This is a genomic window from Sphingorhabdus sp. M41 (genome assembly GCF_001586275.1).
Classification (GTDB): domain Bacteria; phylum Pseudomonadota; class Alphaproteobacteria; order Sphingomonadales; family Sphingomonadaceae; genus Parasphingorhabdus.
Genome location: NZ_CP014545.1, coordinates 2,032,705 through 2,047,839, shown reverse-complemented (window position 1 = coordinate 2,047,839; position 15,135 = coordinate 2,032,705). Strand labels below are relative to the sequence as shown.

The window sequence follows — 15,135 nt, the reverse complement described above, 5'->3', positions numbered from 1 at the left end:
GCTTGAGCCCATGAATTTTCTGCGGTGTCTCGTGTAAGTTGGTCAGCCTGAGCTATTTGAATCCGCTATGATTCCGATATTCACCGCCGCAGAGTGATTGTTGTGGTCGACTATAGCTTGTCGGCATAGAGCAGGCGGCCGGGGCCCAGACGTTCCAATATGACCGGCAGATCGCTTTCGGAAAAGGCAAAACAGCCCTGGCTGCGGCCCAATTTCCCGTGAGATGTCACCATTTCCGGCTCTGCATACCAGGCGCCGTGGATCACGATCGCGCGCGGCTCGGCCATGTTGTTGCTGGGGTCGAGGCCCTTCAGACGCCGGGAAGTGCCATGCTTGCCGACATAAGTCTCGGTGGTCATATAGCTGCCGCCGGAAGAGGCTTCGGATCCCGGCACATTGGAAAATTCCTGCAGCCAGCCGGTATGCCGGAGATCGGAACCCTTGCCATGGGCAACCAGAAACGATTGGGTCGTTCCGTTCGTCAGGTCGACTATATGGAAACGCTCCTTGGCGGAATGCAGCGAATAGTCTGCAATTCCGATTCTGTCTTTGTGCAGCAAGGATGATTCATGGGTCGCCATGGCTGCCTTGGCTCGGTCAATCAAAGTGAGAGGACCTGCCGGTGGCGTGATCTTTGGTCGTGCCGGTAAAGGCGCAGCGATCTTGCTGGCAGCCTGTGACCGGGAGCCAAGACCATAAGCGACGCCGGTAATACCCAACAGACCTGCGGTGATAAAATTTCTTCTTTTCATCGTTCGTCCATAGCATGTTTTTCCTGTACACAGGATTAAGTAGCAATACTTATTGCCCGACCTCCCGATAGCCGGAAGAGAGACAGAATGAGAATATTGATAGCAATTTTGGGCGGATTTCTGCTCTCCACCTCTGCCGCAGCGCAACCGGAAGGCCAGGCAGACTTTCGCACAGAGAGCCATTTGATCTGGACCGAAGCGCAAATCCAACAATTGCAACAACTAGTGGATGCGCGCGCCTCCGAGGGGCTGGAAAACTGTAGCATCAGCGACTTCAGCCAGCCCAATTCCGCCAGCGATCCCTATCGGCGATCACGGCTCGCCTCGGTCGCTGCGGATGAATTGATGCGGGCCTATCTCGAGGGATGCTCGCCAGCGTCAGCGCGGGCGAAATGGCATATCAGCAGCGATGATCGCTACATCGATACGCAGCAATTGCTGCTCAAGGCTCTGGTTCGCAATGACCTCACTGGCTATTTCGATGCGCTCCGACCACGCAACCCACACTATCAGGCGCTACGTGCTGCTTATCGCACAGAAACTGATGCGGAAAAACGGGCAACATTAGCGGTAAATATGGAACGTTGGCGCTGGATGCGACTGGCCATGGGGGTAAAATATTTGCTGGTGAATGCCGCCAGCTTCGAGGTGACTCTGTGGGAAGATGACACGAAAATCAAAAGCTGGCCGGTTATCGTAGGCAAGACCAAGTCTCCCACGCCGATTTTTGAAGCCACGGTCAGTGGCGTGGTCCTCAACCCCTGGTGGGAAATCCCGACTTCAATCGTCGCGGAAGGCATTGGTTCCATGGTGCGCAATAACCCGGCGGCGGCGCGGCGGAAGGGCTATGTCGTCCAAAATGGCCGCTATCGCCAGCGTCCCGGTCCCGGCAATGCGCTCGGGCAGATGAAGCTGGTGATGCCGAACCCCTATAGTGTCTACCTGCATGACACGCCGAACAAGAATCTGTTTGCCGAAACGGTACGCACCTTCAGCCACGGTTGTATCCGGGTCGGCGGCGCGATCGATCTGGACAAGACATTGCTCGAGGGATCGGTGACCGCAGAGCAGATTGACGAAATATTGGCCAGCCGGAAAACCACGAAATTGTCGCTCAGCAAGCCGATCCCGATCTATGTTGCCTATTTTACGGCAGAGGGGGCGGATGACGGTACGATCCGCTATTACCCCGACGTCTATAAACGGGATCATCTGGAACTGGCGCAGCAGGATGAGCCCCGTACTGACTGTGCCGCCTAGACGCTTCTGATGGCCGGCCCGGAACATAATGTTTCTGAAAGGCCGGAATTCCGGCCGACAACTTCCACGATCATATTGATTGCCGGAGTTATCGTCGCGTTGGTAGTTTGTTATTTTATCGCCGCGCCCTTCGTGCCCGCCATCGTCTGGTCGGTCACGCTCACATTGCTTTTCATGCCACTTCAGGTCCGTCTCGAGACAATGGTCCGGTCGCCCAGTCTCGCGGCCTGTCTGGTCGTTGCCTTCGCGGCGCTGGTGGTAGTCGTTCCGGCGGTGACCATATCCGGGTTGTTGCTGAACGAAGCGATGCGCGGTGCGGCCCACATGGCAAATATTGCCCATCCTGAAACCTGGGCGCGCATGGCCGCAGATGACAAGCTGCTAGCGCCGCTGATGGATCAGCTTGGCGGCTGGCTCGACCTCTCCCGTCTGCTGGACAGCGTGGCCGGATCACTTTCCATATGGAGCGGCAATTTTGTCCAGGGTTCGATCAAGGGCTTGATCACGATGCTCGTCACATTTTTCTTCTTCTTCTATTTTCTGCGCGACCGGGAAAAGGTGATGGCGCGGCTGATGGAAATGCTTCCTTTCTCAGCTTCCGAATTCGCGATATTGACGGGCCGGATATCCGATACTGTTTTTGCGTCGGTCTATGGCACGTTGGTGGTCGCTACCATTCAGGGTGCACTCGGTGGCCTGATGTTCTGGTGGCTCGACCTGCCTTCGCCATTCTTCTGGGGCTTCATCATGGGCCTGCTGGCCATCGTTCCCTTTCTGGGCGCGTTTGTGATCTGGGTCCCGGCCGCGATCATTCTGGCGGTTGGCGGCGATCCGGTCTCAGCGTTGATATTGGCGGCATGGGGCACGATTGTCGTCGGGCTGATCGACAATATCATCTACCCGATATTGGTTGGTGGCCGACTTCGTCTGCATTCCGCTGTATCATTTGTTGCAATATTGGGCGGGCTGGCCCTGTTCGGGCCATCCGGGATCGTCCTCGGCCCGGTTGTCTTTGCCGTGTCGCAAAGTCTGTTGCAGATCGCGCGTCAGCGAATGACGGGTGCTGGACAGATCATAGAACCGTAACCATGCCGAAACATTATCAGATGTCGGATATTGATTCCGGAGCCAAAGCGGCAACCATCCATCCCGATAATGGCCGCGCATGTTCACTTTTGGTCTGCGCCGATATTCTCAATCTGCCGGCTATGTCGGCGTGCCGGTAATCGGGTTGATTACCGACCCAGAGCCTGCTCGATCATATAGGAATCTCCGTTGGTCACCTTGAAGGCAATGGTCCCCTTGGCGTCGGCGACGCTGCCCAGATTCCATGCTCGAGCCACGGCTAAGGCATCATCGTAATCATAGGCGGTGTCTTCCCAGTTACAGCGGTTATACGCCGCGCGACTTTCCGCCAGAATAAGCGGGATATCTTCGCCAATGCCGTTTAAAATCTTGTTCCCGATGATTGCTTTGCCTTGCGTGACATCCTGATTCCAGAGCATGCCAACCATTTTTGCATCGCAATAATTATATCCCGACCAGGCGTAGGCATCAAATGTCTGATCAAAAGAATATTCCGCAAAGGCGGGCGTTTCAAGCGCGATGGTGGATAGGGCTGTTGTAATAAACAATCCGGCTGCAAATCGTTTCGAGCGCATATTCTTTTTAGATTTCAGCAATTTAAATCCCCCATATTAGATGAATACTGTCTATCATGAGAAGGATGTGATTACCAATTTATTTCGGGCTGCGATTTGCCGCTGCCAATGGCTCGATGTTGATTTCGAGCCAGGCGCCTGGTTGATCAACATAGCCAATGTGTCGGGTAATGATTCCGATTGCGATGCTGTGACACAGCACCACGCCAGCAATGCTTCAAACAGGCTGGTAGCCTGAAGGATTTGCGTGGCGTCCAATGTGGACGGCAACACTCTGACTTCGAACGTGTGTTTCAGCTTGTTCTCATTTGCGATATTGAGCAGATTATAATCACAATATTTAGACAGAGCGAGGCCCGCCATTGCCTCTCGTGCTTCCGGCCAGCCCAGCGTTTGAAATTTTTCGCTGGCTGTCAGTTTCACGAGCGAATTCGGCCAGGCCCCCAACCGGACGCAGTCTGTATTCACGCCGACCAGTTGCTTCAGTTCCGCACCAAATTTCGCGAACAGGGAGACCAGCTTTGCAATAACGGGCGCGGACAAAAGGGGAGTGGCATCGAAATGCACATGAGTGGCACCTTCCACGGGAACAGCGAACTTTTGGGCAACGGCTTCATCAAGCAATTGTGAGAGCTTTTCCTGGTGGCCCGCCATGATGGGCGCGGTGACAATTTCGCAAGGCCTTTCGCGTTCGCCAGGCAAGGGCGCGCAAATGGCCACGGACGCGCCGCGATCATCCATCACCCGGGACATCCCGGATTCATGAGGTAACAGCTCGGTGCCGAAAAGGTCAGCCAGCGGCTCAAGCACTTTATCGCTCGAAGAGGCTGCCTCGCAATGCCGGACAACCAATCGCAAGAGGCGCGCATCGTCAGCAATGATACGATACCAGCACGGCTTTGGCGCCTGGCGTTTGTTAAAGTCTGCCTGAAGCGTCAGGTCGTCGACAAAACTGGCAATTTTTTGACCATCGGTATCGAGCCAATGAAAACCCAATGTCAGATTTTCGAAAGTGGGTTGTCCGGGAACCTTGCTTGGTTCCGATTGCGGATGAAAAAACCGTTGTACGCTTCCGCTGTGTTTTTGCGCTAGAGCGCGGGCAAGATCTTCTCGGGATTTCCCGACGGGAGCGGTCAGTTCAATTTCGAAACCGGTTTTCCAGTTCAGCTCAATGACCATGTCAAATTATGCCTGAGACGCTGGCTCGATTGCGATGAAAGCACTGTAATGTAGAGAAAACCAATAGACCTGTGCCCGCATCAATGATCAAGCTTGGTTGATCGGCTTGCATTTGCCTAACAGCAAATGGGCTGTGCAGGAATAATATTCTCCCCGCTTTGGCGTGGGCAATCGTTTTGACAAGGCAATGGGACAATGCGCTCCGATCTACAAGGATTTGAGGCTGAACTGCAGATCAAGTCTAGCGACAGTTTTTTCATCCATGGGTCACTGGGATTTATCATCAACGGTGGGCTGAAGCCTGGGGCCGGTTCCAATATCGGTTCCGATACCCTCGACGGTGCTGACGGCCTCATAATTTATCTGATTGTTTCGATATTTTAGAAAAGTGGTGCCGCTTGGAGCAATCCAAGCCAAGGCGGACTCGTTACTGCCATAGAAAGTGACATATATTCCTGTCTGGCAGCTTCACCAGCTCTTTGATTTATAGATGGAAAAGAGTGGTGGTGAGCCCTGCTGGGTTCGAACCAGCGACCTACTGATTAAAAGTCAGTTGCTCTACCGACTGAGCTAAGGGCCCCCTCAACAGGCAGGTGCAGCGCACAAAGCCTTCGGGAAGCGCTTCCCTAGGGACGCTTTCTTTCATGGTCAAGCGGCTTTGGCGCTTTTTCCGGACGTTTCTTGGGTCGCCGGTTGCGGGCGTCCAGCTGGGCGATGGTCCGGCCGGTCAGCGGATCGCGCCAGTCGCCGGCAATTTCGGCTGCCGGAGCGAGGACAAAGCTGCGTTCGCGCATCATCGGATGGGGAATGGTGAGGGCCGGTTCGGCGCTGGCAAAGGCACCACCGCTCCACAATATGATGTCCAGATCGAGCACCCGGCGCGACCAGGCCTGACCCCGGCGACGACCGAATTCTGATTCGATGCGCTTGAGCGTGGCCAGCAGGGCAGGCGGTGGCAATGCGGTTTGGATGATCGCCACGCCATTGGCATATCTGCGCTGGGACGGCCCGACCGGCCGCGAAGTGATAGGACCGGATGAATCGGCGATCATCAGGCCCGCCCGGTCCATCCGCTGCAGCGCCGCGGCAAGGATATTGCGCGGCGTTCCGAAATGCTGGTGGCGCTGGTTCGAACCCAGGGCGATCAGGTAGAACATATGCGGCAATCTGGCTCCTGTGCGATGCGGAGAGGCGGGGATGGAACAAATGGTTCCAAGCGGATCAATCGGCTGCTACCATGCAATCCACGGCAAGGAAATCAAGGAGAAGCTTCGTGCGTCAGCATCATCTCACTCTATCGGGCATGGTCCTTTTGTCCCTCATGGCTGCCGGGTGCAGTCAGAAAGACGTTTCCCCGGGCGAAGTAAGCGGCAATGTTGCTCGCGCAGCATTGATCGGAGCGGATCAGGCGGAATATGGCGAAGTGATTGTCGCGCAGGGCGAAAAAGGCCTGCTGGTCAATATCAAGGCCCAGGGCATGTCTCCGGGCCCGCATGGCGTGCATATTCACGAGATCGGAAAATGCGAGGGGCCGGATTTCAAATCCGCAGGTGGCCACTGGAACCCCGCTGCCAAGCAACATGGCTTCGACAATCCGCAAGGCGCGCATGCCGGCGATTTCTTCAATCTCGACATTGGCGCTGATGGTACCGGCGCGCTGGAGGCTACGGTTCCCGGAGCGACGCTCAGCGGCGGGGATAATGCGCTGCTTGATGCCGATGGCGCGGCATTTGTGGTGCATGAAGGTCCGGATGATCTGAAGACCGATCCGTCGGGAGAAAGCGGCGGCCGTCTGGCTTGCGGCGTGTTTGTTGGCGGTCGCTGACCTGATCAAGTTGTGTTGTAATTATTAGAGTAATTTTATGAGCCAGTCCGTCCTGTTTGTCTGTCTCGGCAATATCTGCCGTTCCCCGCTGGCCGAAGCTGCCTTGCGACAGGAATGTGCTGAGGTCGGTCTGAATGTGGTTATCGATTCTGCCGGCACCGGCGATTGGCATGTCCAGCAACCCCCGGACGAGCGAGCACTAGCGGTTGCTGCGCGCAATGGCGTGGATATCGCACATTTGCGCGCGCGGCAGGTAACCGCGTCGGACTTTCACGATTTCGATCATATTATTGCGCTGGATAATCAGAATTTGCGCGATTTGCTGGCTCTGCGCCCGACAAGGCCGCGATCGAAATTGTCGCTGTTATTTGACCATGTCGAGGGCAGGGCAGGAGAAGATGTCGCCGATCCCTATTATGGCGGCGAAGAAGGTTTCGATCAGACCTGGGCGGAGGTCACCGAGGCGGCGCGAACGATCCGGAAATGGCTCGAGGCTGGTTGAGGCACAACCAATGCCGCCTATTTATGGCTCAAACGCTGCCAGCCGCGCGTTTCCGGCCAGAAGTGCCGCCATCGACAGATGCAAAAGATAGTTGGTGATGAAAATATTCTTTCCATAACTTGGCGGTCCGATAGATTTTATCTATGAAATCCAGTGCCATTATTTTGGCAAGCCCAACCGGTTTCCCTTGAAAAACATGCGCTATTACCCGATATTGAAACCTATAGAGCCTGTTTGTCGGCTCGCTAATTTGAGGAGTAGCATAATATGGCTTGGCAAGATCCAAGAACAACCTTCGGGCAGCCCCCAGTGGGCACCGCATCACAGACGCAGGTCGCGTTTGACGCTGGTCTGCGCGCCTATATGCTCAAAGTCTATAATTACATGGCGAGCGGTGTTCTGCTCACCGGCGTTGTCGCGATGCTATTTGCCAGTTCCGGCCTGGCACAGGATATCATGTTCGGCGGCGGACCGCTGAAATGGCTAATCATCCTTTCGCCACTCGCGATCGTATTTGCAATGAGCTACGGGCAGAATAGATTTTCCACCTTCACGATTCAGGCTATGTTCTGGGGCTTCGCCGCTTTGATGGGCATGTCCATGTCGACCATCTTCCTGGTCTATACGGGCGCTTCGATCGCGCAGACCTTCTTCGCCACCGCAGCTGCCTTTCTCGGCCTTAGCCTCTATGGTTATACGACCAAGAAAGACCTGTCCGCCTGGGGCAGCTTCCTGATCATGGGTGTGATTGGCTTGCTAGTCGCGATGGTGATCAACATTTTTCTGCAGTCGACGATGATGCAGCTCGTTATCAGCGCGATTGGCGTACTGATCTTCGCTGGCCTCACGGCTTACGACACGCAGCGGATCAAGAGCATGTATGCTTATGTTGCGGGAACCGACATGGTCGGCAAAACCGTGGTCCTGAGCGCGCTCAGCCTGTATCTGGACTTTATCAACATGTTCCAGTTCCTGCTCTATTTCATGGGCAATCAGGACTAGGCCAGTCTCAACGCAGATTATCGAAAAAGCCCGGCAGGAAACTGTCGGGCTTTTTCTTTTGGCAGTTCGTCGAGATTTGATCGCAAATGCTGGACAAGCGTCAGCGTGAATCATAAGGAAACGACTGTTGTTCTGGGAGAGTGTTATGATGCCGCGTTTGAATGATTTGCGTCTTCTTTTGGTCGCTGGTGGCTTGGCCATGCTAGCCGCCTGTCAAACGGCGCCGCCGCCACCGCCGCCTGCTCCGGTCGTGCAGCCGCAATATACACCGCGCGCGCCGACACCGCCCTTTGGCGCCAGCAATCTGACGATCGTGCCCTCGTTGCGAATTGACGGCATGCGGGATACCATCAACCGGGATCTCGGGCCGCTCGAGACATTATGGCACGTACGGGCCGCGTTGAACGTGGCCGCGCTCAGCTGCACCGGACCGCTCTACGAGCGCCTGGTTGACGATTATAACGCGTTTATCAGCAACAATAGTGCATCGCTGCGCAACGCGAACAATGCGATTATCCGGAAGTTTCAGCGCGAAACCGGTGCCGGCTACAAGACCGAGCATGACCGTCATCAGACGCAACTGTATAATTACTGGTCCTTCTCGCCGCTGCGCCGGCCTTTTTGTGATCAGGCGGTTCAGGTAAGCCAGCGCGCAATCGTGACCAAGTCAGCAGATCTCAATGCATTTGCAGAGCAGGCTTTGTCGGAAATGGAAAAGCCGTTTACCGATTTCTACCTCGCTTACGAGGAATATGAGCGCGACCTTCAGGCGTGGCAGGTTCAATATGGCCAGCCAGCCGCCGACGTCACCCGGCCAGCCACCGAACTTGGGCAGCCGGTCCTCGACTCTGAACAGCCAGCACCCGGCGAATAAATTGCCTTATCGCGGTTGAGAAAAGGCCGGAGGGGATGACCCTCTGGCCTTTTTACATTTCCGGATCCGAGGCCTAGCCGTTCTCGGCGATCAGCGCGTCATCAATTGCTTTTGCAGCTTTATAGGCGTCGCGCTCGATCAGCCGCTTGGCGTAAGCGACAAAGCTATCCCGCTTGGGCAGGGTGCCAAATTGCGTGCCCCACACCAGCTGCGCGCCGAAATAGACATCGGCCATGGTAAAGCGCGAACCGCAGACATAGTCATCCGTCTGGAGCTTGCCATCCAGCACATCGACAACCCGGTCATAATTGCCATAACCGGCCATCATTTCCTTGTCCTGAGCGACTTCAAAACCGAGCGACCGGTTGGTTATCGCCGCCTCGACCGGACCCGCTGCAAAGAATAGCCAACGATAATAATCCGCCCGTTCCGTCGCTGTTGGCGCGAGCCCCGCATCCGGAAAGGCTTCCGCCAGATAGGCGCAGATCGCCGCGCCTTCGGTCACGATCCGGCCGTCATGATCAATCGCCGGCACCTTGCCCATCGGATTGACCTTCAGATAGGCGTCAGCCTTCATCGACGTGCCATATTCGAGCAATATCTGCTCATAGTCTGTACCCGCTTCGTGCAGCGCCCAGCGTGCGATCTGGCCGCGCGACATCGGGTTGGTGTAGAATTTCAGCGTCATCTCATTCTCCTTCTTCTTTTGAACTGGCGATCTGCGCTCTGTATTTTTCTCGCTGCTGACGCGAGAATTCCTCGAGCGATCTTTTGGGATCCGATTGGTAGATTTTGCCGGTTGGCACCAGTTGGGAAATGCGATCGAGCCGGAACGCCCGGAAGTCATCCCGCAATTCGCACCACCCCACCAATGTCCAGACCTTGCCCCAGAACCACAGGCCCAGCGGCTGGACGGCTCGCTGTGTCGTGCGGCCATCTTCGTCGCTATAATCCAGCGTCACTATCTCCCGGGCATCGATAGCTTGTTCGCAGTCGTCGATCAGCTCTGCCGATTGTCCCGCCAGTCCGATACGCGGTGAGAATATTTTCGTGTCGCCGACCCGGCTGCGCTCGGCTTCCGGCAAAACCGTCTCGATTTTGACCAGCGCCTCTTCCGCTGCGGCAATCATCGCCGTACCACCCCAGGCCCGGACCATGCGCGCGCCGGTGACCAGAGCGACGATTTCATCGCGGGTAAACATCAAGGGCGGCAAGTCGAAGCCGCTGCGCATGATATAGCCGATGCCGGCTTCCCCCTCGATAGGGACACCGGTGGACTGCAGGTCGGCTATATCGCGATAGATTGTGCGTTCCGAGACCTCCAGTCGCTCTGCCAATATTGCCGCCGTAACCAGCCTGCCACCGCGCAGATATTGGACAATCTGGAACAGGCGGTCGGCTCTGCGCATCAGTTGCTGTGCCAGACAATGCCGGGACTGTTGCCTTCATTGTCCTTGGGGAGACTGGTCGCGACAACAGCTTCATGAAATTTCTTCACGCGTTTCAGGCCGAACGCGGCAATTTCCACCCAAAGCACTCGATCACGGATCAATTCGGTCATTCGCTTGCTCCTTCTCTTGGGTCGGACAATTACCCGATATCATAACCCTGCTGACAGCATCATGTCAGGAGTGTTTCGGCAGGTGCATAATTACGGCCTGCTTGTCTCTCTGCCCCGGTTTGATTAGACCCGGCACAGGCGTTCACGTCAAACGGAGGGTCTTGGTGATCAAGCATTTTTTTCTGATCTCGAAAAAACCGGGAATATCCGCACAAGAATTTCGCGCCTATTACGAGGCGCATCATGTGCCGCTGATCAAGCGGCTGCTGCCGATGTTTGCGCATTATCAGCGCCACTATGTTGACCGGTCGGAAAGCCGGATTGATGCCGTCCAGGCCGATCCCGGTTTTGATGTGATCACCGAAATCCATTTCGCCACACAGGCCGACTATGATGCGTTTCTGGCGACCGTTTCTGATCCCGCCGTGCTTGCTGAAATCCGCGCCGACGAAGCCCATTTCCTGATCAGCGATGCCACCCGGTCCTTACGGATGGATAGCAGCGGCTAGGTCGTTTTGGTGGATCCGCTTGGTCGAGCGGAAACAGCAAAAAAACGGCGTGGGATCAACCACGCCGTTTTTGCTATCTTCTTGGCTCTCCGCCGATTGCCGAAGCGAATTACTTCGCCTTGCTGTCGGCCGTTTTCTTTGCCGTCGACTTCTTTTTCTTCGCCTTGGGCGCCGCTGCGGTGACTTCGAAGGTCAGGGCATTGTCCTTCAGATGGACCTTGACTTCGCCGCCATTTTTCAGCTTGCCGAACAACAGTTCCTCGGCGAGCGGCTGCTTGATCTTCTCCTGGATCAGACGACCCATCGGACGGGCACCGTAAAGCTTGTCATAGCCGCGCTCGGTGAGCCATGCCTGCGCATCCTCGTCGAGCGTGATATGGACATTCTGGTCGGCCAGCTGCAGCTCGAGTTCGAGAATGAATTTTTCGACCACGCGCGCCACCACTTCCGTGGGCAGATAAGCAAAGGGAACGATCGCATCCAGACGGTTGCGGAATTCCGGGGTGAACATTTTCTTCACCGCTTCCTCGCCCGCATCTTCCTTGGACATATTGCCAAAGCCAATGCCTTCTCTCGCCATATCGGACGCGCCGGCATTGGTCGTCATGATCAGCACGACATTGCGGAAATCGACGGTCTTGCCATGGTGATCGGTCAGCTTGCCGTTATCCATCACTTGCAACAATATGTTGAACAGGTCGGGATGGGCCTTTTCGATCTCGTCGAGCAGCAACACGCAATGCGGGTTCTGGTCGATGGCATCGGTCAGCAGACCACCCTGATCATAGCCGACATAGCCCGGAGGCGCGCCGATCAGGCGGGAAACGCTGTGGCGCTCCATATATTCGGACATGTCAAAGCGCTTGAGCGGAATGCCCATGATCGATGCCAGTTGCTTGGCAACCTCGGTCTTGCCAACGCCGGTCGGGCCGCTGAACAGATAGTTGCCAATCGGCTTTTCCGGTTCGCGCAGGCCGGCACGCGACAGCTTGATCGCGCTGGACAGTTTCTGGATCGCCTCGTCCTGGCCAAAGACCACGCGCTTGAGGTCCTTCTCCAGATTCTCGAGCGTTTTCTTGTCGTCCTTGGACACGGATTTGGGCGGGATGCGCGCCATCGTCGCGATCACGGCTTCGATATCCTTGGTCGTGATCATCTTCTTGCGGCGCGAAGGCGGCAACAGCATCTGCATCGCACCGACTTCGTCAATCACGTCGATTGCCTTGTCCGGCAGCTTGCGGTCGTTGATATAGCGGGTCGACAATTCGACCGCCGATTTCAGCGCGTCTGGCGAATAGCGGACCTTGTGATGGTCCTCGAATGCACCGCGCAGACCGGCAAGGATCTTGATTGTATCCTCGACCGACGGCTCGTTGATGTCGATTTTCTGGAAGCGCCGCAGCAACGCACGGTCCTTCTCGAAATGGTTGCGGAATTCCTTATAAGTGGTTGATCCGATGCAACGAATGACGCCACCGGAAAGGGCCGGCTTAAGAAGGTTCGAAGCATCCATCGCGCCGCCGCTGGTTGCGCCGGCACCGATAACGGTGTGAATTTCGTCGATGAACAGGATCGCGTCGGGCATTTTCTCAAGCTCGGAAACAACCTGCTTCAGCCGCTCTTCAAAATCACCGCGATAGCGGGTCCCGGCGAGCAGCGAGCCCATGTCGAGCGAATAGATCACGGCTGGAAGCAGCACTTCCGGCACATTGCCTTGTACGATCCGCAGCGCCAGACCTTCGGCTATCGCCGTTTTACCGACGCCGGGCTCGCCCACATAAAGCGGATTATTCTTCGACCGCCGGCATAAAATCTGGACCGTCCGGTCGACTTCAGCCTGCCGTCCGATCAATGGATCGATCCGGCCTTCTGCGGCTTTCACGTTCAGATTGACCGTAAACTGGTCGAGCGCCGTTTCTTTCTTGTTCTTTTCTTTCTTGTCCTGGTCGCCTTCGATGCCGGACAGTTCCGCAGGTTCGGCTGTCTGGCCGCCCTTGCCAACACCGTGGCTGATGAAGCTGACAGCGTCGAGACGGCTCATGTCCTGCTGCTGCAGGAAATAGACAGCATAGCTTTCGCGCTCGGAAAACAGGGCGACCAATACATTGGCACCGGTAACTTCATCCTTGCCGGATGATTGGACGTGGAGGATCGCGCGCTGGACAACGCGCTGGAATCCGGAAGTGGGGGAGGGGTCGATCGCTTTCTCGACCTTCAGCGAATCCAGTTCGCTGTCGAGATAGAGAACAACGGCGTCTTCCAGTTCACTCAGATCGACACCGCAGGCGTTCATCACTTGTGAAGCGTCGCCATCGTCGATCAAGGCGAGAAGAAGATGCTCGAGCGTCGCATATTCATGGCTGCGGTCAGAAGCGTTTTTCAGCGCCTGATGCAGGGTTTTCTCGAGCGATTCCGCGAATGATGGCATTTATTTTACTCCAAGTTTCGGACGGTGTTGCCGTCCCGGTTGCCGAAGCGGATGCACTCCATCCGGTTTCGGGCTTTAACCAATTGCTTGATCTCTAGATCGTAAGCCGGGCCTTAAACGTCAAGGGCACTGCTCCTTCAGAACTACAAGCATCGAGCCAAAGCTGCCAATTTTTCGTCTCTCATCTCCTATACGGTCCAAAATGGAACGGTTGAAGCCAACTATTATGAAACGAGGTTAACAAATGCTTTAACGAAAGCCAGCATTTATCAGCTTTTGAACAGATTTTCCGCGCTTGCCCGATGGCTGACCGCGAAGTTTTTCTTAGCTTCACAGCGGCTTATTTCCGATTTCAGCAAGGAAATCCGCTTGTCCAGCTCATCAACCGACAATGGATCCAGATCTTGTTTGATCAATAAAGCCACGGGATCCTTGCTATTGCGCGGTAGATTTTCGTCATCATCCATGAATCGACATGCCTCCTTCAGCCTAATGTTGACCGCCCGTGCTTTGCTGTCAATAAGGGCCGGAAATAAGGGAGGTCGCAAATTTCCTGGGGAGCATTCAATGGCCGTATCTGAACTGTTGCAAAAAGAAATGACTGCTATCGCGATCAGCGAGCCGGGCGGACCGGAAGTATTGAAATCGGTAACCGTCGCGGTTCCGCAGCCGGGCTCGGGCGAGGTGCTGATCCGGGTGGCCGCTGCTGGCGTGAACCGGCCGGATGTTGTCCAGCGCATGGGCCTTTATCCGGTGCCGCCGGGGGCTTCGCCGCTGCCCGGTCTGGAAGTGTCGGGAACCGTTGTCGCGCTGGGCGAAGGCGTCGGGCCGGAATGGATCGGCCGCAAGATTTGCGCGCTGACCAATGGCGGCGGCTATGCCGAATTTTGCGTTGCGCCGGTCGGACAATGTCTCGATGTGCCGGACAGTCTGACCATGGCTGAAGCGGCGGCGCTGCCGGAAACTTTGTTCACCGTATGGGGCAATTTGTTCAACCGGGCCTTTGCCCGTGAAGGCGAAGCGGTGCTGGTCCACGGCGGCACCAGCGGCATCGGTACCATGGCGATCATGCTTGGCAAGCTGTTCGGCCTGAAGGTCATTGTGACCTGCGGCAGTGATCAGAAATGTACCGCCGCCAAGCAGGTTGGTGCCGATCATGCGATCAACTACAAGACCGAGGATTTCGTCGAGCAGATCAAGAAGATCACCGACGGCAAGGGCGTGAATATCGTGCTCGATATGGTTGCCGGCGATTATGTCGCACGCAACCTGCAATGCCTGAAAGAAGACGGTCGCCATGTGACAATTGCAGTGCAGGGCGGGATGCAGGCGACGATCAACATGGCCCATGTCATGATGAAACGACTGATCCTGACCGGCTCGACGCTTCGCCCCCAGTCGGCCGAGCGCAAGGCGCTGATAGCCGATGAGTTGCACCGTCTGGTCTGGCCGGAGGTTGAAGCAGGCAAATTGAAGCCGGTGATGGACGAAAGCTTTCCGCTCGCCGATGCCGCCAAGGCCCATGCCCATATGGAAGCCGGGGATCATATCGGCAAGATCGTGCTGACGGTCGAATAGCGCT

General features: G+C 55.9%; 18 protein-coding genes and 1 tRNA gene. 9 read left to right on the top strand and 10 right to left on the bottom strand.

All coding sequences use genetic code 11. From position 1 onward, the window contains the following. Nucleotides 1-110: 110 nt before the first annotated feature. Nucleotides 111-752 carry a murein L,D-transpeptidase catalytic domain family protein gene (locus AZE99_RS09760; protein WP_067200372.1) on the bottom strand — a complete coding sequence of 214 codons (642 nt, stop codon included), beginning with the start codon at nucleotides 750-752 and terminating at the stop codon, nucleotides 111-113. An 87-nt stretch (nucleotides 753-839) separates the two neighbouring features. Between AZE99_RS09760 and AZE99_RS09755 the strand changes: the two genes are divergently transcribed. Beyond that, on the top strand, nucleotides 840-2,012 hold the full coding sequence (locus tag AZE99_RS09755) for a L,D-transpeptidase family protein (protein WP_067200369.1): 1,173 nt from the start codon (nucleotides 840-842) through the stop codon (nucleotides 2,010-2,012). A 9-nt stretch (nucleotides 2,013-2,021) separates the two neighbouring features. Further along, nucleotides 2,022-3,098: an AI-2E family transporter gene (locus AZE99_RS09750; RefSeq protein WP_067200366.1), complete on the top strand. Its 1,077-nt coding sequence runs from the start codon at nucleotides 2,022-2,024 to the stop codon at nucleotides 3,096-3,098. A 149-nt stretch (nucleotides 3,099-3,247) separates the two neighbouring features. On the opposite strand, the gene AZE99_RS09745 is transcribed toward AZE99_RS09750, so the two are convergent. Then, entirely contained in the window at nucleotides 3,248-3,694 is a 447-nt protein-coding gene (locus AZE99_RS09745) for a hypothetical protein (RefSeq protein ID WP_156472194.1), read from the bottom strand. A gap of 33 nt (nucleotides 3,695-3,727) precedes the next feature. Then, nucleotides 3,728-4,852, bottom strand: a complete 1,125-nt coding sequence (locus AZE99_RS09740; protein WP_067200358.1) for an amidoligase family protein — start codon at nucleotides 4,850-4,852, stop codon at nucleotides 3,728-3,730. 195 nt (nucleotides 4,853-5,047) lie between these two features. On the opposite strand from AZE99_RS09740, the gene AZE99_RS09735 reads away from it, so the two are divergent. Continuing rightward, nucleotides 5,048-5,236: a hypothetical protein gene (locus tag AZE99_RS09735; protein WP_067200356.1), complete on the top strand. Its 189-nt coding sequence runs from the start codon at nucleotides 5,048-5,050 to the stop codon at nucleotides 5,234-5,236. 120 nt (nucleotides 5,237-5,356) lie between these two features. On the opposite strand, the gene AZE99_RS09730 is transcribed toward AZE99_RS09735, so the two are convergent. Both AZE99_RS09730 and folK read right to left on the bottom strand, forming a co-directional pair. Further along, nucleotides 5,357-5,432, bottom strand: a tRNA-Lys gene (locus AZE99_RS09730). Between the two features lie 46 nt (nucleotides 5,433-5,478). Then, on the bottom strand, nucleotides 5,479-6,009 hold the full coding sequence (gene folK, locus AZE99_RS09725) for a 2-amino-4-hydroxy-6-hydroxymethyldihydropteridine diphosphokinase (protein WP_067200353.1): 531 nt from the start codon (nucleotides 6,007-6,009) through the stop codon (nucleotides 5,479-5,481). 116 nt (nucleotides 6,010-6,125) lie between these two features. On the opposite strand from folK, the gene AZE99_RS09720 reads away from it, so the two are divergent. The 4 genes from AZE99_RS09720 (at nucleotide 6,126) to AZE99_RS09705 (ending at nucleotide 9,055) form a co-directional block, all read left to right on the top strand. Further along, nucleotides 6,126-6,677, top strand: a complete 552-nt coding sequence (locus AZE99_RS09720) for a superoxide dismutase family protein (protein ID WP_231862583.1) — start codon at nucleotides 6,126-6,128, stop codon at nucleotides 6,675-6,677. Between the two features lie 37 nt (nucleotides 6,678-6,714). Continuing rightward, nucleotides 6,715-7,179 (top strand): low molecular weight protein-tyrosine-phosphatase, encoded by a 465-nt coding sequence (locus AZE99_RS09715; RefSeq protein ID WP_067200350.1) that lies wholly within the window; start codon nucleotides 6,715-6,717, stop codon nucleotides 7,177-7,179. 267 nt (nucleotides 7,180-7,446) lie between these two features. Next, nucleotides 7,447-8,181, top strand: coding sequence for a Bax inhibitor-1/YccA family protein (locus AZE99_RS09710; protein ID WP_067200347.1), 735 nt, complete (start codon nucleotides 7,447-7,449; stop codon nucleotides 8,179-8,181). Between the two features lie 145 nt (nucleotides 8,182-8,326). Beyond that, nucleotides 8,327-9,055, top strand: a complete 729-nt coding sequence (locus AZE99_RS09705; RefSeq protein ID WP_067200344.1) for a hypothetical protein — start codon at nucleotides 8,327-8,329, stop codon at nucleotides 9,053-9,055. A gap of 73 nt (nucleotides 9,056-9,128) precedes the next feature. On the opposite strand, the gene AZE99_RS09700 is transcribed toward AZE99_RS09705, so the two are convergent. Genes AZE99_RS09700 through AZE99_RS16285 form a run of 3 tightly spaced genes read right to left on the bottom strand, consistent with a single transcriptional unit; the run spans nucleotide 9,129 to nucleotide 10,616 of the window. Then, a complete protein-coding gene (locus AZE99_RS09700; protein ID WP_067200342.1) occupies nucleotides 9,129-9,743 on the bottom strand; it encodes a glutathione S-transferase family protein in 615 nt (204 codons plus the stop codon). A 1-nt stretch (nucleotide 9,744) separates the two neighbouring features. Beyond that, nucleotides 9,745-10,464, bottom strand: a complete 720-nt coding sequence (locus tag AZE99_RS09695; RefSeq protein WP_067200338.1) for a helix-turn-helix transcriptional regulator — start codon at nucleotides 10,462-10,464, stop codon at nucleotides 9,745-9,747. Further along, nucleotides 10,464-10,616 carry a hypothetical protein gene (locus AZE99_RS16285; RefSeq protein WP_197460164.1) on the bottom strand — a complete coding sequence of 51 codons (153 nt, stop codon included), beginning with the start codon at nucleotides 10,614-10,616 and terminating at the stop codon, nucleotides 10,464-10,466. Before AZE99_RS16285 ends, AZE99_RS09695 begins: the two co-directional genes overlap by 1 nt. 164 nt (nucleotides 10,617-10,780) lie before the next feature. Here AZE99_RS16285 and AZE99_RS16280 point away from each other — a divergent pair, with 164 nt between their 5' ends. Continuing rightward, nucleotides 10,781-11,125: an EthD domain-containing protein gene (locus AZE99_RS16280; protein WP_197460163.1), complete on the top strand. Its 345-nt coding sequence runs from the start codon at nucleotides 10,781-10,783 to the stop codon at nucleotides 11,123-11,125. A 109-nt stretch (nucleotides 11,126-11,234) separates the two neighbouring features. On the opposite strand, the gene clpA is transcribed toward AZE99_RS16280, so the two are convergent. Continuing rightward, nucleotides 11,235-13,553 (bottom strand): ATP-dependent Clp protease ATP-binding subunit ClpA, encoded by a 2,319-nt coding sequence (clpA, locus tag AZE99_RS09685; RefSeq protein WP_067200333.1) that lies wholly within the window; start codon nucleotides 13,551-13,553, stop codon nucleotides 11,235-11,237. A 269-nt stretch (nucleotides 13,554-13,822) separates the two neighbouring features. Beyond that, complete coding sequence (locus AZE99_RS09680) at nucleotides 13,823-14,020, bottom strand: DUF1192 domain-containing protein (RefSeq protein WP_067200330.1); 198 nt, start codon at nucleotides 14,018-14,020, stop codon at nucleotides 13,823-13,825. Between the two features lie 100 nt (nucleotides 14,021-14,120). Between AZE99_RS09680 and AZE99_RS09675 the strand changes: the two genes are divergently transcribed. Next, nucleotides 14,121-15,131, top strand: a complete 1,011-nt coding sequence (locus tag AZE99_RS09675) for an NAD(P)H-quinone oxidoreductase (RefSeq protein WP_067200327.1) — start codon at nucleotides 14,121-14,123, stop codon at nucleotides 15,129-15,131. The last annotated feature ends 4 nt before the right edge of the window (nucleotides 15,132-15,135 follow it).